General features: G+C 71.0%; 17 protein-coding genes. 12 read left to right on the top strand and 5 right to left on the bottom strand.

What is annotated here, in order from left to right; genetic code table 11:
- Positions 1 to 86 precede the first annotated feature (86 nt).
- A complete protein-coding gene (locus tag AB0D99_RS08425; RefSeq protein ID WP_362358234.1) occupies positions 87 to 431 on the top strand; it encodes a DUF3817 domain-containing protein in 345 nt (114 codons plus the stop codon).
- Positions 428 to 721 (top strand): MTH1187 family thiamine-binding protein, encoded by a 294-nt coding sequence (locus AB0D99_RS08420; RefSeq protein ID WP_362358233.1) that lies wholly within the window; start codon positions 428 to 430, stop codon positions 719 to 721. The genes AB0D99_RS08425 and AB0D99_RS08420 overlap by 4 nt, the downstream gene beginning before the upstream one ends.
- 46 nt (positions 722 to 767) lie before the next feature.
- Here the strand turns inward: AB0D99_RS08420 and AB0D99_RS08415 are convergent, their stop codons facing one another.
- Positions 768 to 1766 carry a DUF5937 family protein gene (locus AB0D99_RS08415; protein ID WP_362358232.1) on the bottom strand — a complete coding sequence of 333 codons (999 nt, stop codon included), beginning with the start codon at positions 1764 to 1766 and terminating at the stop codon, positions 768 to 770.
- Between the two features lie 72 nt (positions 1767 to 1838).
- On the opposite strand from AB0D99_RS08415, the gene AB0D99_RS08410 reads away from it, so the two are divergent.
- From AB0D99_RS08410 to AB0D99_RS08395, 4 genes are all read left to right on the top strand, one after another.
- Positions 1839 to 3386 carry an MFS transporter gene (locus AB0D99_RS08410; RefSeq protein ID WP_362358231.1) on the top strand — a complete coding sequence of 516 codons (1548 nt, stop codon included), beginning with the start codon at positions 1839 to 1841 and terminating at the stop codon, positions 3384 to 3386.
- A gap of 9 nt (positions 3387 to 3395) precedes the next feature.
- A complete protein-coding gene (locus AB0D99_RS08405) occupies positions 3396 to 3905 on the top strand; it encodes a MarR family transcriptional regulator (protein WP_362358230.1) in 510 nt (169 codons plus the stop codon).
- Positions 3906 to 3960: 55 nt separating this feature from the next.
- Complete coding sequence (locus tag AB0D99_RS08400; protein WP_362358229.1) at positions 3961 to 4293, top strand: DUF3817 domain-containing protein; 333 nt, start codon at positions 3961 to 3963, stop codon at positions 4291 to 4293.
- A gap of 71 nt (positions 4294 to 4364) precedes the next feature.
- Positions 4365 to 6065 (top strand): methylmalonyl-CoA mutase family protein, encoded by a 1701-nt coding sequence (locus tag AB0D99_RS08395; RefSeq protein WP_362358228.1) that lies wholly within the window; start codon positions 4365 to 4367, stop codon positions 6063 to 6065.
- Between the two features lie 115 nt (positions 6066 to 6180).
- On the opposite strand, the gene AB0D99_RS08390 is transcribed toward AB0D99_RS08395, so the two are convergent.
- Positions 6181 to 6813 carry a TetR/AcrR family transcriptional regulator gene (locus tag AB0D99_RS08390; RefSeq protein WP_362358227.1) on the bottom strand — a complete coding sequence of 211 codons (633 nt, stop codon included), beginning with the start codon at positions 6811 to 6813 and terminating at the stop codon, positions 6181 to 6183.
- Between the two features lie 253 nt (positions 6814 to 7066).
- Here AB0D99_RS08390 and AB0D99_RS08385 point away from each other — a divergent pair, with 253 nt between their 5' ends.
- The 4 genes from AB0D99_RS08385 (at position 7067) to AB0D99_RS08370 (ending at position 11252) form a co-directional block, all read left to right on the top strand.
- Positions 7067 to 8041 carry a tetratricopeptide repeat protein gene (locus tag AB0D99_RS08385; RefSeq protein ID WP_362358226.1) on the top strand — a complete coding sequence of 325 codons (975 nt, stop codon included), beginning with the start codon at positions 7067 to 7069 and terminating at the stop codon, positions 8039 to 8041.
- A gap of 584 nt (positions 8042 to 8625) precedes the next feature.
- On the top strand, positions 8626 to 9279 hold the full coding sequence (locus tag AB0D99_RS08380) for a DUF6230 family protein (protein WP_362358225.1): 654 nt from the start codon (positions 8626 to 8628) through the stop codon (positions 9277 to 9279).
- Positions 9280 to 9385: 106 nt separating this feature from the next.
- Positions 9386 to 9973, top strand: coding sequence for a DUF6114 domain-containing protein (locus AB0D99_RS08375; RefSeq protein WP_362358224.1), 588 nt, complete (start codon positions 9386 to 9388; stop codon positions 9971 to 9973).
- A gap of 46 nt (positions 9974 to 10019) precedes the next feature.
- Positions 10020 to 11252 (top strand): hypothetical protein, encoded by a 1233-nt coding sequence (locus AB0D99_RS08370; protein WP_362358378.1) that lies wholly within the window; start codon positions 10020 to 10022, stop codon positions 11250 to 11252.
- Between the two features lie 92 nt (positions 11253 to 11344).
- On the opposite strand, the gene pyk is transcribed toward AB0D99_RS08370, so the two are convergent.
- The 3 genes from pyk to pta all read right to left on the bottom strand — a co-directional run bounded on the left by pyk (position 11345) and on the right by pta (position 16178).
- Entirely contained in the window at positions 11345 to 12775 is a 1431-nt protein-coding gene (pyk, locus tag AB0D99_RS08365; protein WP_362358223.1) for a pyruvate kinase, read from the bottom strand.
- Positions 12776 to 12849: 74 nt separating this feature from the next.
- Positions 12850 to 14094: an acetate kinase gene (locus AB0D99_RS08360; RefSeq protein WP_362358222.1), complete on the bottom strand. Its 1245-nt coding sequence runs from the start codon at positions 14092 to 14094 to the stop codon at positions 12850 to 12852.
- Positions 14091 to 16178, bottom strand: coding sequence for a phosphate acetyltransferase (gene pta, locus AB0D99_RS08355; protein WP_362358221.1), 2088 nt, complete (start codon positions 16176 to 16178; stop codon positions 14091 to 14093). Before pta ends, AB0D99_RS08360 begins: the two co-directional genes overlap by 4 nt.
- Before the next feature lie 258 nt (positions 16179 to 16436).
- Here pta and AB0D99_RS08350 point away from each other — a divergent pair, with 258 nt between their 5' ends.
- Together AB0D99_RS08350 and AB0D99_RS08345 are read left to right on the top strand one after the other, a co-directional pair.
- Positions 16437 to 17462: an ATP-dependent 6-phosphofructokinase gene (locus tag AB0D99_RS08350; protein WP_362358220.1), complete on the top strand. Its 1026-nt coding sequence runs from the start codon at positions 16437 to 16439 to the stop codon at positions 17460 to 17462.
- A gap of 472 nt (positions 17463 to 17934) precedes the next feature.
- Positions 17935 to 18996, top strand: a complete 1062-nt coding sequence (locus AB0D99_RS08345) for a hypothetical protein (protein WP_362358219.1) — start codon at positions 17935 to 17937, stop codon at positions 18994 to 18996.
- Positions 18997 to 19010: the final 14 nt, after the last annotated feature.

Raw genomic sequence — 19010 nt, 5'->3', positions numbered from 1 at the left:
ACAGTAAAGTCGGGTGCCACAATGAGGCGACGCTTGTGCATCCATTCACAAGATCACCGGCCCCTCCCACCCCGAAGGTGACCCCCGTGGACATCAAGACCGCCTCCTCCCTCCAGCGCCTCCGGCTCGTCTCCGCTCCGGAGGCCGTCTCGTTCCTCCTTCTGCTGGTCTGTTCCGTGCTGAAGCGGACGACGGAGTTCAACGCGGTGCCCGTCATGGGCGCGATCCACGGAATCCTCTTCATCCTCTACGTGCTCTTCTGGCTCGACGCCTGGAACCGCACGAAGTGGAACTTCATGACGGCGGCGCTCTACTTCGTCCTCTCCGTGCTGCCCTTCGGCGGCTTCTTCGCCGAGCGCAAGCTCAAGCGCGAGGCCGAGAACGCGGTGATCGCCTCCCGCGCCCGCCGCGAGGGCACGGTGAACGCGTGATCGTCGCCTTCTCCGTCACGCCGCTCGGAGTCGGCGAGGAGGTCGGCGAGTACGTCGCCGACGCCGTCCGGGTCGTACGGGAGTCGGGCCTGCCGAACCGTACCGACGCGATGTTCACCTCGATCGAAGGCGACTGGGACGAGGTGATGGACGTGGTCAAGCGCGCCGTCGCCGCGGTGGAGGCGCGGGCACCGCGCGTCTCGCTGGTCCTGAAGGCCGACATCCGGCCGGGCGTGACCGACGGACTGACCTCGAAGGTCGCCACCGTGGAACGCCACCTGGAGGGCTGAGCCCCCACCCCGTGTCGAGCCCCCGAACCCGCCAGGGTCCGGGGGCTCAGTCGTGCGGTCCGGCGGAGGCGGCCAGGGCGATGCCGAGGGGGGTGCGTTCGTAGAGGACCTGGTGGCCGTAGCGACGGGAGGTCAGCAGGCCGGCCTCCCTCAGGACGGACAGGTGCGCCGACACGGAGGAGGGGGCCAGACCGAGGCGGTGGGCGAGCGTGCTCGTGCCGGCCGGGTCGTCCAGGGCGCACAGCACGTCCGCGCGGGCCCGGCCGAGCAGCCGGGCGAGCGCGTCGGGCGTCCGGTCGCGGGCCTCGGTCCACAGCCCGCCGATCCCGCGCGCCGGGTAGACGACGGTCGGTTGCCAGGGCGGGTCGAAGCCGCTGACGACGTCCGGCCAGGTGAAGACGGACGGCATCAGGACCAGGCCCTGTCCGTCCAGGGCACGCACGTGCTCGCCGCGGTAGGCGACGGTCAGCGTCGCGCTGTCGGCGGCCCAGTCGAAGCCGGGGTGCAGCTCGCCGAGGAGACGCTCCAGACCGCCGTCGGCGAGCCGGCGCGAGTGGTAGGCGACATCGGCTTCGAGGAGGGCGCGCAGCCGGGGCCAGACAGGGGCGATCAGCGCGTCCCAGGCGTCCTGGAGCAGATCGGCGAGCCGCTGCACGGCGCCCGCGGGATCGGCGACCATCCGGCGGCCCTCGGCGGTCTCCGCGGCGCCGGGGGTGTCGGCGAGGGAGCGCGCGAAGTCGGCCAGGGCGAGGGCGGGATCGGTCCCGCGCACGGCCGCGATCTCCTCCTCGAAGGAGGCGGCGGGGCCGAGGGGCGGCGGATAGAGGAAGTCGGGGCTGTGTCCGTGCCGGGGCATCAGCAGATGCAGCGGCCCCAGGTCGATCCCCTCGGCCGCGCCGCGGATCCGCCGCAGCCACGGCAGGTGGTACCCCTGCTGCCGGGGCCGGGCGAGCACGCGTACGGCGGACTGCGTCTCCCAGAGCGGCGAGAGTGCGAAGCGGATGCGCAGGGGGTCGGCCTCGCCGAACCGGAGGTGATAGGGCATGGCTCCCCACGGAAGATTCGGCTGGAGCCGAAAGTCTAGGCCGGGGCTGGTGGCGGGGGAGAGCCTCGCCCCATGCAGAAGGAGAACACCAGCGCCCCCGCGAGCCCGGATCCCGCGGACACCCTGCCGGCCGTGACCACCCGCCGGGGTGAGCCGTCGGCCACGGCACACGTCGACGCGGAGCCGCCCAAGCCGTCCGCCGGCCCGGGCTCCGCCGAGACGGCGGACGCCGCTTCGGGCGGGGGCTCCGGTGCCGAGCCCGGTCCGTTCGGGTCCGAGGCCGCGACGCGGGGCGGGGATTCCGGTGCCGAGCCCGGTCCGTTCGGGTCCGAGGCCGCGACCCGGGGCGGGGGTTCCGGTGCCGCCGGGTCGGCGGCGGGTGCTTCCGGCGGGGGCTCCGGTGCCGCGCCCGGCTATCGCGCCGTGTTCGCCGTGCGGGAGTTCAGGACCGTGTTCGTCGCGCACCTGCTCTCGCTGCTCGGGCTCGTCGTCAGCGAGATCGCGCTCACCGTCCTCGTCTACGACCTCACCGGCTCGCCCCTGCTCTCCTCTCTCACCTTCGCCCTCGGGTTCCTGCCCTACCTGCTGGGCGGCACCCTGCTCGCCGGCGTCGCCGACCGCTATCCCGCACGGCGCGTGCTCGTCGTCTGCGATCTCGTCTGCGCCGGCTGCGTCGCGCTGATGGTCGCGCCCGTGACACCCGTCGCCGGGCTGCTCGTGCTGCGGTGCGCCGTCGCGGCCGTCGCGCCCGTCTTCAACGGGACCCGGATGGCGACCCTCGCCGACATCCTCGGCGAGGGCGACCTCTTCGTCCTCGGCCGCTCCCTCCTCCGCATCGTCTCGCAGAGCGCCCTGCTCGCCGGGTTCGGAGTCGGCGGCGTGCTGCTGACGGTCGTCCCGCCGCGCGGCGCCATCGCGATCACCGCCGTCACCTTCCTCCTCTCCGCGCTGCTGCTGCGCTTCGGGACGGCCCACCGCCCGGCCCGGGCGAAGGCGGGCACCGAGCGCCAGGGCCTCGGCGGCACCTGGGGCGTCCTGCGCGACCGCAGGATCCGCGCGCTCATGCTCCTGTTCTGGATCCCGCCCCTCTTCGTCGTCACCCCCGAGGCCCTCGCCGCCCCCTACGCCCGCGAGTTGGGCGCCTCCACCGCGGCTCTGGGGCTCCTGATGTGCGCGATGCCCGTCGGCGCCATCGCGGGCGAGCTCTTCGCCGGCTCCGCCCTCAGCTCCCGGGTCCGCGAGCGGATCGTCGTCCCGCTCGTGGCCGTGGGGCTGCTGCCCTTCCTCCTGTACGCCGTCGAGCCCGGCGTCGCCCTCGCCGCCGTCGCCCTCGCGCTGGCCGGCGCCTCCAGCGCGTACACCCTCGGCCTCGACGCCTGGTTCGTCGCCGCCGTCCCCGAGGAGCAGCGGGGCCGCGCCATGACCCTGATGACCGCGGGCATGATGACCATCCAGGGCGTCGGCATGGCCGGAGCCGGGCTCGCCGCCGAGTTCCTCCCCGTTCACGTCGTGGTCGTCGGCGCCGGAGTGCTCGGCACGGTCTGCGTCCTGGCGGTCGTTGCCGAGGTCCGTGCGACCGAAGTTCGAGACGGGGCTGACCACCATGTGACCAGTGGGTAAGGTCGACGCGTGCCGAAGCCGCTCAGTCTCCCGTTCGACCCCATCGCCCGCGCCGACGAGCTCTGGCAGAACCGCTGGGGACCCGTCCCCTCGATGGCCGCGATCACCTCGATCATGCGGGCCCACCAGATCCTCCTCGCGGAGGTCGACGCCGTCGTCAAGCCGTACGGGCTGACCTTCGCGCGCTACGAGGCCCTCGTGCTGCTCACCTTCTCCAAGGCCGGCGAGCTGCCGATGTCCAAGATCGGCGAGCGGCTGATGGTCCACCCGACCTCGGTCACCAACACGGTCGACCGGCTGGTGAAGTCCGGTCTCGTCGACAAGCGGCCCAATCCCAACGACGGTCGCGGAACCCTCGCCTCCATCACCGAGAAGGGCCGCGAGGTGGTCGAGGCGGCCACCCGCGACCTGATGGAGATGGACTTCGGTCTCGGGGTCTACGACGCCGAGGAGTGCGCCGAGATCTTCGCGATGCTGCGGCCGCTGCGGGTGAGCGCGCACGACTTCGACGAGGGCTGACGCGAAGCCGGGCCCGCCCGAAGATCGCCCGGAACGTGCCGTTACGCTCGACGGCATGAAATCCAGCGTGCTGACCCGTTACCGCGTGATGGCGTACATCACCGCCGTCATGCTGCTCGTGCTGTGCACCTGCATGGTCTTCAAGTACGGGTTCGACATGGGCGAGGACGTGACCTTCGCGGTCTCCCAGACCCACGGTGTCCTCTACATCATCTACCTGATCTTCGCCTTCGACCTGGGCTCCAAGGCGAAGTGGCCGTTCAGCAAGCTCCTGTGGGTGCTGCTGTCCGGGACGATCCCCTTCGCCGCCTTCTTCGTCGAGCGCAAGGTCGTCCGCGAGACGCTTCCGCTGGTCAACGGCGCGCAGCCGGCTCCCGCCAAGGCCTGAGGTACACCCCCGCACGGATGTGCGGGGGTTTCCCATCGACATTTACTAGGACGTCCTAGTAAATTTGAAGCATGGACGCTGACGCGATCGAGGAAGGCCGCCGACGCTGGCAGGCCCGCTACGACAAGGCCCGCAAGCGCGACGCCGACTTCACGACGCTCTCCGGTGACCCGGTCGAGCCCGTCTACGGCCCCCGGCCGGGGGACACCTACGAGGGCTTCGAACGCATCGGCTGGCCCGGGGAGTACCCCTTCACCCGCGGTCTGCACCCGACGGGCTACCGCGGCCGGACCTGGACCATCCGCCAGTTCGCCGGCTTCGGCAACGCCGAGCAGACCAACGAGCGGTACAAGATGATCCTGGCCGCCGGCGGCGGCGGGCTCTCGGTCGCCTTCGACATGCCCACCCTCATGGGCCGCGACTCCGACGACCCGCGCTCGCTCGGCGAGGTCGGCCACTGCGGTGTCGCCATCGACTCCGCCGCCGACATGGAGGTCCTCTTCAAGGACATCCCGCTCGGCGACGTCACCACCTCGATGACCATCTCCGGGCCCGCCGTGCCCGTCTTCTGCATGTACCTGGTCGCCGCCGAACGCCAGGGTGTCGACCCGGCCGTGCTCAACGGCACGCTCCAGACCGACATCTTCAAGGAGTACATCGCCCAGAAGGAGTGGCTCTTCCAGCCCGAGCCGCACCTGCGCCTGATCGGCGACCTCATGGAGCACTGCGCGCAGGGCATCCCCGCGTACAAGCCGCTCTCGGTCTCCGGCTACCACATCCGCGAGGCCGGGGCGACGGCCGCGCAGGAGCTCGCGTACACCCTCGCCGACGGCTTCGGCTACGTGGAGCTCGGCCTCTCCCGCGGCCTGGACGTCGACGTCTTCGCGCCCGGTCTCTCCTTCTTCTTCGACGCGCACCTCGACTTCTTCGAGGAGATCGCGAAGTTCCGCGCCGCCCGCCGGATCTGGGCGCGCTGGATGAAGGAGGTCTACGGAGCCAAGACCGACAAGGCGCAGTGGCTCCGCTTCCACACCCAGACCGCCGGTGTCTCCCTCACCGCGCAGCAGCCGTACAACAACGTCGTGCGGACCGCCGTCGAGGCGCTCTCCGCCGTCCTCGGCGGCACCAACTCGCTGCACACCAACGCCCTCGACGAGACCCTCGCGCTCCCCAGCGCGCAGGCCGCCGAGATCGCGCTGCGCACGCAGCAGGTGCTGATGGAGGAGACGGGTGTGGCCAACGTGGCCGACCCGCTGGGCGGTTCCTGGTACGTCGAGCAGCTCACGGACCGGATCGAGGCCGACGCCGAGAAGATCTTCGACCAGATCAAGGAGCGCGGCCGCCGGGCGCACCCGGACGGTCAGCACCCGATCGGTCCGATCACCTCCGGCATCCTGCGCGGGATCGAGGACGGCTGGTTCACCGGCGAGATCGCCGAATCCGCCTTCCGGTACCAGCAGTCCCTGGAGAAGGGCGACAAGCGCGTCGTCGGCGTCAACGTCCACCACGGCTCGGTCACCGGCGACCTGGAGATCCTCCGGGTCAGCCACGAGGTCGAGTGGGAGCAGGTCCGGGTCCTCGGCGAGCGCAAGGGTCGTCGTGACGACGCCCGGGTCCGCGCCGCGCTGGACGCGATGCTCGCCGCCGCCCGCGACGGCTCGAACATGATCGGCCCGATGCTCGACGCGGTCCGCGCGGAGGCCACGCTCGGCGAGATCTGCGACGTGCTCCGCGAGGAGTGGGGCATCTACACGGAGCCCCCGGGCTTCTAGCCGTACGGGAAAGGGGCGGTACGGGACTTCCCGTACCGCCCCTTCGCGCTTCGGACCGCGCCTCGGCCGTGGCCCGCGCCCTCGTCGGGCTCGTGCCGCGCCGCCCGGGAGGCCGTCACCCCAGGGGGGCCGCCGCCGCGCTCAGCCCGCCGATCAGGAGGGCGGTGAAGCGCTGGACCCATGCCTCGTCCACCGGTTCCGCGCTCACCAGGGCGCGGTGGACCACCGCGCCCGCGATCACGTCGAAGATCAGGTCGTCGGTGTCGTCGACCGACACCGGGTCCCGGTCGGCGGGGAGTTCGCCGCGCTCCTGGGCGCGCTGGCGACCCTCCAGAACCAGCCGCTTCTGCCGGTCGACGATGGAGCTGCGGATGCGCTCGCGCAGCGGCTCGTCGCGAGTCGACTCCGCCACCACCGCCATCAGCGCCGTCTTGGTCTCCGGCCGCTGGAGCAGCGCGGCGAACTGCAGCACCACGTTCTCGATGTCGGCCCGGAGGGAGCCGAGGTCCGGGAGTTCGAGCTCGTCGAAGAGGACGGCGACGGCGTCCACGACCAGTTCGTTCTTGCTCGCCCAGCGCCGGTACAGCGTGGTCTTGGCGACCCCGGCACGGCCGGCGACATCGCCCATCGTCAGCTTGGACCAGCCCAGTTCGACCAGGGCGGCACGGGTCGCCTCCAGGATCGCGGCATCGGCCGCGACGCTGCGGGGGCGTCCGGTACGGCTTCGGGAACTGGTGCGGCTACACATGGGGATCGACCATACCCGCCGGTAGGTATTGCGCCAGAGGCGCGTGATGTGAGCCAGTTCACCGGTCGGATCTGTTCATGGAGCGGGCGGGACAGTTACGCTACGACCCGTAGCGAAAGGCTGTCACCGGCCCGAGCGACACACCACACGCACCAGGTGGGGACCCGGTGCGACAGAACGCGAGCCGTGCACTCCGGTGCACGGTTCAGCCATGACGTACCAGTCACGCGCGCGGAAGGGGGAGGATGTACTCATGCAGCCCAGAAACATGTCCATGAGCGGCGTCGTCGACCTCGCCGCGGTGAAGGCGGCCGGAGAGGCCAAGGCGAAGGCGGAGCAGGCGCGTGCCGAGGCCGCCCGGCAGGGTGGCGTGGCGGCGGTCTCCCCTTCTGCCCTGGTGATCGATGTCGACGAGGCCGGATTCGAGCGGGACGTCCTCCAGCGCTCGGCCGAGGTTCCGGTCGTCATCGACTTCTGGGCCGAGTGGTGCGAGCCCTGCAAGCAGCTCGGCCCGCTCCTGGAGCGGCTGGCCGTCGAGTACAACGGACGCTTCCTCCTCGCGAAGGTCGACGTCGACGCCAACCAGATGCTGATGCAGCAGTTCGGCATCCAGGGAATTCCGGCCGTTTTCGCGGTGGTCGCCGGTCAGGCGCTGCCGCTCTTCCAGGGCGCCGCGCCCGAGGCCCAGATCCGGCAGACCCTCGACCAGCTGATCCAGGTCGGCGAGGAGCGTTTCGGCCTGACGGGCATCGCCGTCGATCCGGACGCCGACGTCTCCGGCGGGCCCGCCCAGGCCCCGGTGCCCGCGGGCCCGTACGACGCGCTGCTGGAAGCGGCGATGTCGGCGCTCGACGCCGGTGACCTGGCCGGCGCCGTGCAGGCGTACAAGAACGTGCTGGCCGACGACCCCGGCCACCCGGAGGCGAAGCTGGGCCTGGCCCAGGCCGAGCTCCTCACCCGCGTGCAGGACATGGACCCGCAGGCGGTGCGCAAGAGCGCGGCCGACAACCCGGCCGACGTCACGGCGCAGATCGCCGCGGCGGACCTCGATCTGGTGGGCGGTCACGTCGAGGACGCCTTCGGACGGCTCGTGGACGCGGTGCGGCGTACGGCCGGTGAGGACAGGGACGCGGTGCGGCTCCGGCTGCTGGAGCTGTTCGAGGTCATCGGCCCTGAGGACCCGCGGGTCACGACGGCCCGTCAGGCCCTCGCGCGGGTGCTGTTCTAGACGCCTCCAGGGCACGCCGAATCGCGCCGATTTGGCGACACAGTGACATTTCGCGGCCGCGCTTTACCAAAACTTGGTAAACGCGGCCGCTGTTACTTGCAGTAAATCGAACCCGGCGATCTGTCCGGCTTTCATCCTCAACATCCTGATGTACGGCCCCGGTGAGCTGCACCCTGTGTTGCCGGGCGACATCGCCCTGTCGTGGCGTGGTTATCCACCCGTTACTAGCCGGTAACGAACCCCCTTGTGCCCCGGCCCGTAATGGACCACGATCGGCGACGCTCGGTCCGATACCGCACCAGCCCGGCAACCAGCCGGGTTCGCGGCGAGGGTCCCCACCGAGTGGGTCGGCGACAGTGGCGCCGGCCGTGGACAGGGGGGTTCCCGCCTTCGCCGGCGGGGCCTGTCCAAGGAGGTTGCGCGCAAGGCGTGGCCAGTGGTTGTCGCTCGGGGGTGATCGCCGGTGAATCGGGTGCGGGTCGCGCCCGGTGTTCGGCGCTTCTTCCCGAGGACGTAGCACTTCTCCCATCCCAGGACGGGCCCTGGGCCCATCCGGAGATGTACGTCCGAGAAGGAGGATTCTCATGAAGTCCCAGGTTCGTGGCGGGACCAGATGGAAGCGGTTCGCCGTTGTCATGGTGCCGAGTGTGGCCGCGACGGCCGCGATCGGTGTCGGCCTGGCCCAGGGCGCGCTTGCCGCGTCCTTCAGCATCTCCGGCCAGGAGTTCAAGGTGAAGGCCGACAGCCTTGTCGGTAAGGACTTCGTCCAGTACGGCAATGTCGTCTCGGGCAAGGACCTCGAGGGCAAGCCGTTCGCTCAGCCGGTCGGTGTCTCGGGCTTCTCCGAGGCCTGGATCACCAACATGTGCCAGTCCGTCGTGACGCCGAACGTGCCGTTCCTCGGCAACGTCTCGCTGGAGCTGCGGGCCGGTACGGACGCGAAGAACCCCGTGTACGCGAAGGACATCTACCTCGATGTCTCGTCGCTCGACGCGGACGCCGAGTTCGGCAACATCGACATCGGTGTGGCCGCGGGCGCGCTCCCGAAGGCCGACGGCAAGCCCGGCATCCAGCCCGGCACCAAGGCCAACCCGTACGGCTTCTCGCAGCGTGCCGAGACGGCCAAGCTGTCGGACGTGAAGCAGAAGGCGTGGGCGACGACCGCCGCCACCTTCAAGCTTCCCGACCTCAAGCTGAAGCTGCACACGGGTGCTCCCAAGGAGTGCTTCACCGAGTAGTACGCACTCGGCGGGTGGGGCCGTTCCGTACGGCCCTGCCCGCTCCGGTCCGTACCGCCGTTCACCACCTTTCTTACGCAACACCGCTTCCAGGGAGCTGTTTTCCATGAGCGCCGAGTCCACTGCTTCCCGCGGAGTCCCGAGCGAGAACCGTTTCCGTACCTGGCGGGGCGAACGCCCCTTCTGGGCGGGCCTGCTCACGATCCTCGGCGGCGTACCGATCGCGTATCTCCCGTACGGCGACATGCGACTCGGCAACATGACGATCGCCATCGCCACCACGGCCGGAGCGGGTGCGCTGATCATCGGCGTCCTGCTCATCACGCTCGGTCTGACGATGTGGTTCCAGCCCATCGTCCGGGTGTTCGCCGGCGTCGCGGCGATCGTGCTGGGGCTCGTCTCCATCCCGGTCTCGAACTTCGGCGGCCTCGTCGTCGGATTCCTGCTCTCCCTGATCGGCGGCGGGATGTCGATCGCCTGGGCGCCCGGCGTCCCGGTGGAGGAGACGGCCGAGGCGGACGCCCTGCAGGGCGAGCACGAGAACGACGGTCAGCCGCACGGCGCCGAGGCCCAGGAGGAGACCCAGCCGGTCGCCTTCGAGAAGGCCCCGGTCCCGGAGCAGCGTGCAGCGGAGGACGCGCAGGCGACCGAAACGACGATCGACGCCAACGGCGGGAGGAACAGTGCGGGGTGACGAAACACAGTCGTCGCAGTCGGCGACGGCTGCGGACGGCGCCACTCTGGCAGGCAGGGGTCCGCGGCACGCGGCTCCCCGCAAGTCCCTGCTGAACAAGATCCAGGGTCCCGCGGGCAAGGCGATGGCCCTGGCGGCCATGCCGACCGCGGTCCTCATGGGCATGGGCATGGCGCCCAAGCTCGCCCTCGCCGACGAGAAGGACATCCCCTTCGCACCCGGTCCGTGCGTGACCCGCTCGGACGAGCCGGTGGCCGAGGAGTCGACGAAGCCCGCCGAGACCGAGAGCCCGAAGCCGACCGCGAGCGCGTCCGCCTCGCCGAAGCCGGAGGAGACCAAGGAGCAGGAGGCGCCCAAGCCGACCTCCAGCCCCTCGGCGACCGCCGGCACGGAGCAGGGCACCGCCACGCAGCAGAACGCCGACCAGGCGCAGGTCGCCGCTCCCGAGCCCACCGCGACGAAGAGCGTCAACCCGCTCGACCCGCTGGGCCTCGGCGACAAGATCAAGGACCTGTTCGACGGGCCCGACGAGGAGCCGACGGCCACGCCGGAGCCGACCGCCACGCCGAGCGAGAAGCCGGCGACGACGGCACCGAAGACGGACACGGCACCGAAGACGGACACGGCGGAGAAGGCCGACACCCAGGCCGAGACCCCCGTCGACAAGACCAAGGCCGCGATCGAGGAGGCCGCCGCCAAGGTCGGCGCCGAGGTCGAGGAGCTGCCGGAGGACGCCAAGGGCCTCGACGCCAAGAAGGACGAGGACATACCCGAGGGCGCCAAGCCGCGCTTCCCGTGCCCCGAGCCCGACCCCGAGGCGCTCGCGGCGGCGGAGCTGGAGCCGGGCCTCCCGCTGCTCCCGGACGAGCCGTGGATCCTCAACAGCACGAGGCTCACGCTCAAGGGCCTCAAGTACCACGGCATCGTCGAGGTGAAGACGGGCAGCGGAAAGATCAAGAAGGTCCTGAAGTTCACCGCGAAGGACGGCGTGGACATCAAGGACCTGCACCAGCGCACCGTCCACTCGGAGGGCTACACGGGACACGTCCGCTCCGACAAGGGCTCGACGTCGACCATGAGCAACGGCACGGTGACCATGTACACGGAGCGGCTGAAGGGCAACCTCTTCGGCATCATCCCGGTCACCTTCAGCCCGGAGAGCCCGCCGCCGCTCGACGTACCGTTCGCGATCTTCACGGACGTCGAGGTGCGCCAGGCCGGCCAGTTCGGCGGCACGCTCACGGTGCCCGGCCTGCGCAACACGGTCGAGCCCAACTGATCGCTGAAGCCCGTCAGGGAGCCGCACATGACGAGGGCCCCCGTCCGGATCGGACGGGGGCCCTCGTCATGCCGGGAGAACGGCGGAGCGTGTCACGCGTGCTCTCGGCCGCCCAGGTGGTGCACCCGGACCATGTTGGTGGTGCCGGGGACGCCGGGGGGAGAGCCGGCCGTGATGACCATGGTGTCGCCCTCGCTGTAGCGCTGGAGCTTCAGCAGCTCCGCGTCGACGATGTCGACCATCGCGTCCGTGGTCTCCACGAACGGGACGAGGAAGGACTCCACGCCCCAGCTCAGCGTGAGCTGGTTGCGGGTGGACTCGTCCGTGGTGAAGGCGAGGATCGGCTGGATCGTGCGGTAGCGCGAGAGGCGGCGCGCGGTGTCGCCGGACTGGGTGAAGGCGATCAGCGCCTTGCCGCCCAGGAAGTCCGCGATCTCGCAGGCCGCACGGGCGACCGAACCACCCTGCGTGCGCGGCTTCTTGCCGGGCACGAGCGGCTGCAGCCCCTTGGAGAGCAGCTCCTCCTCGGCCGCGGCGACGATCTTCGACATCGTCTTCACGGTCTCGATCGGGTAGGCGCCCACGGAGGACTCGGCCGACAGCATGACCGCGTCCGCGCCGTCCAGGATCGCGTTGGCCACGTCGGAGGCCTCGGCGCGCGTGGGGCGGGAGTTGGTGATCATCGACTCCATCATCTGGGTGGCGACGATGACCGGCTTGGCGTTGCGGCGGCACATCTCCACGAGGCGCTTCTGCACCATCGGGACCTTCTCCAGCGGGTACTCCACGGCGAGGTCGCCACGGGCCACCATCACGGCGTCGAAGGCGGCCACCACGTCCGCCATGTTCTCCACCGCCTGGGGCTTCTCCACCTTGGCGATGACCGGGACCCTGCGGCCCTCCTCGTCCATCACCTTGTGGACGTCCTTGACGTCGTCGGCGTCGCGGACGAAGGAGAGGGCGACCATGTCGCAGCCCATGCGGAGCGCGAAGCGGAGGTCCTCGACGTCCTTCTCGGACAGGGCCGGGACGTTGACCGCCGCGCCGGGCAGGTTGATGCCCTTGTGGTCGGAGATCACACCGCCCTCGATGACCACGGTCTTGACCCGCGGGCCCTCGACCTCGACCACCCGCAGCTCGACGTTGCCGTCGTTGATCAGGACCTGGTCGCCCTTGGAGACGTCGCCCGGCAGGCCCTTGTACGTGGTGCCGCAGATGGACTTGTCGCCGGGGACGTCCTCGGTGGTGATGGTGAACTCGTCACCGCGCACCAGCTCGACGGGGCCCTCCGCGAAGGTCTCCAGACGGATCTTGGGGCCCTGGAGGTCGGCGAGCACGCCCACGGCGCGGCCGGTGTCCGCCACCGCCCTGCGGAGACGGTCGTACCGCTCCTGGTGCTCTGCCTGGGTCCCGTGGCTCATGTTGAATCGGGCCACGTTCATACCGGCCTCGATGAGAGCCTTCAGCTGCTCATACGAGTCGACGGCGGGGCCCAGCGTGCAGACGATTTTGGAACGGCGCATGAGGCGGATCCTATCGGTTTGTTTCACTGCGGAATATTCCGTCTGGTGGAAAGTACAAATGGGCGCGAGGGCGCTCAGGCGTTCACTCCTCCGAGCGGCTCTCCGCACACCAGAGCGAAGGTCTGGCGGGCGATCTCCAGCTCCTCGTCCGTCGGCACCACCGCCACCGCCACCCGCGCGTACTCCGGCGAGACGATCCGCGCCTCGTCGGACCGTACGGCGTTCAGGCCGGCGTCCACCACCAGCCCCAACTCCTCCAGACCGGCGATCGCAGCTTCCCGCACCGGAGCCGCGTTCTCGCCGACACCCGCCGTGAACGCCACCGCGTCCACCCTCCCGAGTACCGCGTAGTACGCCCCGATGTACTTCTTCAGCCGGTGGATGTAGATGTCGAACGCCAGGGCGGCCCGCTCGTCGCCCTCGTCGATCCGGCGGCGGATCTCCCGCATGTCGTTGTCACCGCAGAGCCCGACCAGACCCGACCTCTTGTTGAGCAGGACGTCGATCTCGTTCTCGTCCATCCCCGCCACCCGCTTGAGATGGAACGTCACCGCCGGGTCGATGTCACCCGACCGGGTCCCCATCACCAGGCCCTCCAGCGGCGTGAGCCCCATCGAGGTGTCCACGCACCGCCCGCCCCGGACGGCCGAGGCGGAGGCCCCGTTGCCCAGATGCAGCACGATCACGTTCACCTCCTCGGGTGCCCTGCCCAGCAGCCTCGCCGTCTCGCGCGACACATAGGCATGCGACGTGCCGTGGAAGCCGTACCGCCGGATCCGGTGCGCGTCCGCGGTCTCCACGTCGATCGCGTACCGGGCCGCCGACTCCGGCATCGTGGTGTGGAAGGCGGTGTCGAAGACCGCGACCTGCGGAAGATCGGGCCGCAGCGCCATCGCCGTACGGATACCCGTGAGGTTCGCCGGATTGTGCAGCGGCGCCACCGGGACCAGCCGCTCGATCTCGGCCAGCACCTCGTCGTCGATCACCGTCGGCGCGGTGAACCGCAGCCCGCCGTGCACCACCCGGTGTCCGATCGCGGCCAGTTCGGGCGAGTCCAGGCCCAGCCCGTCCGCCGCCAGCTCCTCGGAGACCGCCTTCAGCGCGGCCGCGTGATCGGCGATCGGCGCGACCTTCTCGCGCTTGACCCCGCCTCCCCCCTGGAGCGGGGTGTGGACCAGACGCGAGGTCTCCTCGCCGATCCGCTCCACCAGGCCGACCGCGAGCCGGGAGCGCTCCTTCATGTCCAGGAGCTGGTACTTCACCGACGAGGAGCCGGAGTTGAGGACGAGAACGCGCGTGGCGCTGGCGTTGCCGGTCATGCGGGGAGCTCCTGAGCCTGGGACTGGATCGCCGTGATGGCGACCGTGTTGACGATGTCGCTGACGAGCGCGCCCCGCGAGAGGTCGTTCACCGGCTTGCGCAGGCCCTGCAGCACCGGACCCACGGCCACGGCGCCGGCCGAACGCTGCACGGCCTTGTAGGTGTTGTTGCCCGTGTTCAGGTCCGGGAAGATCAGCACGGTCGCCTGCCCCGCCACCTCCGAGCCCGGCAGCTTCGTCGCGGCGACGGACGGCTCGACCGCGGCGTCGTACTGGATCGGCCCCTCGATCCGCAGCTCCGGGTGCGCCTCCCGCACCAGCTTCGTCGCCTCGCGGACCTTGTCGACGTCCGCGCCCGAGCCGGACGTGCCCGTGGAGTACGACAGCATCGCGATCCGCGGCTCGACGCCGAAGCGGGCCGCGGTCGCCGCCGACTGGACGGCGATGTCCGCCAGCTGCTCGGCGTTCGGGTCCGGGTTCACCGCGCAGTCGCCGTACACCAGGACCTTGTCGGCCAGGCACATGAAGAAGACCGAGGAGACGATCGACGCCTCCGGCTTCGTCTTGATGATCTCGAAGGCCGGGCGGATCGTCGCGGCCGTGGAGTGCACCGAACCGGAGACCATGCCGTCGGCCAGGCCCTCCTGCACCATCAGCGTCCCGAAGTAGTTCACGTCCGAGACGACGTCGTACGCCAGCTCCACCGTCACGCCCTTGTGGGCCCGCAGCTCCGCGTACTTCTCCGCGAACGAGTCGCGCAGCTCCGAGGTCTGCGGATCGATCAGCTGCGTCGACGAGGACGACAGGTCGATACCGAGGTCGGCGGCGCGCTTGCGGATGGTCTCGACGTCGCCGAGCAGGGTCAGATCGCAGACGTCACGACGCAGCAGGACGTCCGCGGCGCGCAGCACCCGCTCCTCGGTGCCCTCCGGGAGGACCACGCGGCGGCGGTCGGCACGGGCCTGCTCCAGGAGGTCGTGCTCGAACATCATCGGAGTGACCCGGCCGGTGCGCGCCACCGAGATCCGCTTCAGCAGGTCGGCGGTGTCCACGTGCCGCTCGAACAACCCGAGCGCGGTCTCCGCCTTGCGCGGTGTCGCCGCGTTCAACTTGCCTTCGACGGAGAAGAGTTCGGTCGCCGTGGTGAAGCTGTTGCCCGGGACCGACAGCACGGGCGTGCCGGGCGCGAGGCGGTGGGCGAGCGTCAGTATCTCCTCGCTGGGGCGCTCGTTCAGAGTGAGCAGCACGCCGGCGATGGGCGGGGTGCCGGCGGAGTGGGCCGCGAGCGCGCCCACCACCAGATCGGCGCGGTCCCCGGGGGTCACCACCATGCAGCCGGGGGTCAGCGCGTTGAGGAAGTTCGGCAGCATCGCCCCGCCGAAGACGAAGTCCAGGGCGTTGCGGGCCAGGCCCGAGTCGTCACCCAGGACGACCGACGCGCCGAGCGTGTGGGCGATCTGGGCGACGGTGGGGGCGGCCAGCGAGGCGTCGTCGGGAACGACGTAACAGGGCACGGGCAGCCGGGCCTTGAGCCGCTCGGCGATCCCCTCGCGGTCCTCGCCCGCCACCCGGTTGACGACCATGGCGAGAACGTCGCAGCCGAGCCCGTCGTACGCCCGGAAGGCGTTGCGCGCCTCCGCCCGCACGGACTCGGCGGTCTGCCCCTTGCCGCCGACGACGGGTATCACCGAGGCGCCGAACTCGTTGGCCAGGCGCGCGTTGAGCGCCAGCTCGTCGGGCAGCTGGGTGGCCGAGTAGTCCGTGCCCAGGACGAGGACGACCTCGTAGTCGCGGGCCACCGTGTGGAAGCGGTCGACGAGCCGGGAGACCAGCTCGTCGGTGCCCTGCTCGGCCTGGAGCGCGGAGGCCTCGTGGTAATCCATGCCGTAGACGGTCGACGCGTCCTGGGAGAGCCGGTACCGCGCCCGCAGGAGATCGAAGAGGCGGTCGGGGCCGTCGTGCACCAGCGGCCGGAACACCCCCACCCGGTCCACCTGGCGGGTCAGGAGTTCCATGACTCCCAGCTCGACGACCTGCCGGCCGTCCCCGCGGTCGATCCCGGTCACGTACACGCTGCGCGTCACGCCGTGGTCTCCTGTCCAGTCCTGTCCGCCCGGCCTCGTCAACCGAGTGTGTTCAAAAAACCCGTAAGGGTGGCAATGCCCTCTTGACAATACCTCTGGGGGTGGGTAGGACGCCCGCCGGGCGAAGGGCCTGGAACGGTGGGACGAAAGGCCCCTGGGGGCGGGCCGGGGAGCGGCAGCGAGCGCGGGGGCCCCGCCGGGCGTGGGAGAATCGACAAAGCTCACATGTACCACTCACCGAGCAGGAGACACGGCACGATGCGCATCGGAGTTCTCACCGCAGGCGGCGACTGTCCCGGCCTCAACGCAGTGATCCGGTCGGTCGTGCACCGGGCGCTGACCGGCCACGGCGACGAAGTCATCGGCTTCGAGGACGGGTTCAAGGGTCTCCTCGACGGGCACTACCGGCCCCTCGACCTCAACGCAGTGAGCGGCATCCTCGCCCGCGGCGGCACCATCCTCGGCTCCGCCCGCCTGGAGCGCAACCGGCTGGCCGAAGCCGCCGAATCCGCCCAGGAGTTGGCGAAGCTGCACGGCATCGACGTGCTCATCCCGATCGGCGGCGAGGGCACCCTGACCGCTGCCCGGATCCTCGCCGACGCCGGGATGCCCGTGGTCGGCGTCCCGAAGACGATCGACAACGACATCTCCTCCACCGACCGCACCTTCGGCTTCGACACCGCCGTGGGCGTGGCGACGGAGGCCATAGACCGTCTCAAGACCACCGCCGAGTCCCACCAGCGCGTGATGGTCGTCGAGGTGATGGGCCGGCACGCCGGGTGGATCGCGCTGGAGTCCGGCATGGCGGGCGGCGCGCACGGCATCTGCCTGCCCGAACGGCCCTTCCAGGTCGACGACCTCGTCAAGATGGTCGAGGAGCGCTTCGCGCGCGGCAAGAAGTTCGCCGTCATCTGCGTCGCCGAGGGCGCCCACCCGGCGGAGGGCTCCATGGAGTACCGGAAGGGCGCCATCGACCAGTACGGCCACGAGCGCTTCCAGGGCATCGGCAACCGGCTCGCGGTCGAGCTGGAGCGGCGCCTCGGCAAGGAGGCGCGGCCGGTCATTCTCGGGCACGTCCAGCGCGGCGGCACGCCGACGGCGTACGACCGGGTGCTCGCGACCCGCTTCGGCTGGCACGCGGTGGAGGCCGCGCACCGCGGCGAGTTCGGGATGATGACGGCGCTGCGCGGCACGAACGTCGAGATGGTGCCGCTGGCCGAGGCCGTGACGCAGCTCAAGACCGTCCCGGAGAGCCGGATGTTCGAGGCCGAGTCGGTCTTCTGAGCCCCGCACCTCCCGGAGCCGGCCCGCCGGGGCGACCTGCCGTGGCGGCCCGTCGGAGCCGGCCTATCGATAGCGACCCGTCGGAGCCGACTTCGCGGTGGCGGCCCGTCGGAGCCGGCCCGCCGGGGGCGGCCCTCCGGGGGCGGTCCCTTCGGGCGTGGGCCCTTCGGCCCCTCCGGCCGGGACCTCGGCCCCGAGATCGTCCCGACCTCCCGATGCCCCGGCACCGCCTCGCATCCACCTGACGCCGTCCGGACGCGGGTCCGGACGGCGGTCCGGACGCCGGAAGGGCCCCGATCGCCCCCCGTGGACGATCGGGGCCCTTCCGCGTTCCCCCGTGCTTCCCCCGTGACGATTCCGGACCGGACCGGAATTGCCGGATTCCACTCTTGAGTCGAACGGCTCGATCAACAAGGCTTGGGCCTGTCCCGGACATGTCCCAACCCTGTCCGGGGGAGGGGCGGGGGCACGCATGACCGAGGGTTACGCCGGCGGGCGCAGCGCGCCCGACCCGCGCGAGGCCACCGACGCCGCCTCGTTCATCGCACAGCTCCAGGCGCTCAAGGACTGGTCCGGACTGACCTACCGCGAGCTGTCGTCCCGCGCCGACGCGGTCGGCGACGTCCTGCCCCGCTCGACCGTCGCCAACATGCTCGCGCGCTCGACCGTCCCCCGTGAGGAGCTTCTGATCTCCTTCGTCCGCGCCTGCGGGGTGGGCCCCGGAGCGCTGGAGAGCTGGCAGGCCGTCCGCAAGGAACTGGCGGTACGGGGCGTGTACGAGCCCTCCGCGACCGACGCGCCCTCCGTGACCGGTCCCGCCGCGACCGACGCGCCCTCCGCGACCGGTCCCGCCGCGGACGACGAGCCCTCCACCGCCCGGTGGCCCACCGCGCCCGCGCCCGATGCCGAGCCCAGCGCCGATCCCGCCGTCGAGCCCGCCCGCCCCCGGTCGCGGACGAACCGGACGCTCGTCGGCGCCGTCGCCGTCACCGGGCTCGTCCTCGCCGCCGTCAGCCTGGTCTTCGCCCTCGTCCGGGACGGCGACGGCGGCAGGTCCGTGACGGGCGCCCCGATCACGCCCGCCGCCGGGGACGTGCACATACGGGTGATCGGCTCGGACCTCTGCCTGAACGAACGAAGGGGCGGCCGCAGCGGCCGGATCCACCAGCGGACGTGCGAGGGCGCCGACGTCCCGCGCTACTCCCTCATGGACCTGGGGGCGGGGACCTGGCGGATCGTCTCCGACCACCCGGACTACGGTCCGGGCTGCTCGGGCATCCCCGCCGGCGGGCGCATCGCGGACGCCGCGTTCGAGGACTCGGAGTGCGGCGACCCGAGCCGTGTCGAAAGGTTTCGCCTGGAGCCGTACGGCAACCCGGTGACCGGCTACCGCATCGTCCCCGTCGACTCGGCGACGGCCGGCTCCTGTGTGACCGTGACGGGCGACCGCAGGGCCGAGTGGGCCGCGCTGGCCCAGGCGCCCTGTCGTGCGGACGCCCGGGGCCAGCTCTTCAGCTTCGACCGCCGCGGCTAGTTCGATGCACGCCC

The organism is Streptomyces sp. NPDC047971, assembly GCF_040653355.1.
In the GTDB taxonomy this organism is placed as follows: domain Bacteria; phylum Actinomycetota; class Actinomycetes; order Streptomycetales; family Streptomycetaceae; genus Streptomyces.
Note: the sequence above shows the minus strand (reverse complement) of the source record. Positions and strands in the feature narration are given on the sequence as shown.

Excerpts from the sequence above, each read along its gene's own strand:
- AB0D99_RS08415 (WP_362358232.1), bottom strand. The coding sequence starts at position 1,766 with ATGCCCTATCACCTCCGGTTCGGCGAGGCCGACCCCCTGCGCATCCGC.
- AB0D99_RS08410 (WP_362358231.1), top strand. The coding sequence starts at position 1,839 with ATGCAGAAGGAGAACACCAGCGCCCCCGCGAGCCCGGATCCCGCGGAC.
- AB0D99_RS08400 (WP_362358229.1), top strand. The coding sequence starts at position 3,961 with ATGAAATCCAGCGTGCTGACCCGTTACCGCGTGATGGCGTACATCACC.
- AB0D99_RS08395 (WP_362358228.1), top strand. The coding sequence starts at position 4,365 with ATGGACGCTGACGCGATCGAGGAAGGCCGCCGACGCTGGCAGGCCCGC.
- AB0D99_RS08390 (WP_362358227.1), bottom strand. The coding sequence starts at position 6,813 with ATGTGTAGCCGCACCAGTTCCCGAAGCCGTACCGGACGCCCCCGCAGC.
- AB0D99_RS08385 (WP_362358226.1), top strand. The coding sequence starts at position 7,067 with ATGCAGCCCAGAAACATGTCCATGAGCGGCGTCGTCGACCTCGCCGCG.
- AB0D99_RS08380 (WP_362358225.1), top strand. The coding sequence starts at position 8,626 with ATGAAGTCCCAGGTTCGTGGCGGGACCAGATGGAAGCGGTTCGCCGTT.
- AB0D99_RS08375 (WP_362358224.1), top strand. The coding sequence starts at position 9,386 with ATGAGCGCCGAGTCCACTGCTTCCCGCGGAGTCCCGAGCGAGAACCGT.
- pyk (WP_362358223.1), bottom strand. The coding sequence starts at position 12,775 with ATGCGCCGTTCCAAAATCGTCTGCACGCTGGGCCCCGCCGTCGACTCG.
- AB0D99_RS08360 (WP_362358222.1), bottom strand. The coding sequence starts at position 14,094 with ATGACCGGCAACGCCAGCGCCACGCGCGTTCTCGTCCTCAACTCCGGC.
- AB0D99_RS08350 (WP_362358220.1), top strand. The coding sequence starts at position 16,437 with ATGCGCATCGGAGTTCTCACCGCAGGCGGCGACTGTCCCGGCCTCAAC.
- AB0D99_RS08345 (WP_362358219.1), top strand. The coding sequence starts at position 17,935 with ATGACCGAGGGTTACGCCGGCGGGCGCAGCGCGCCCGACCCGCGCGAG.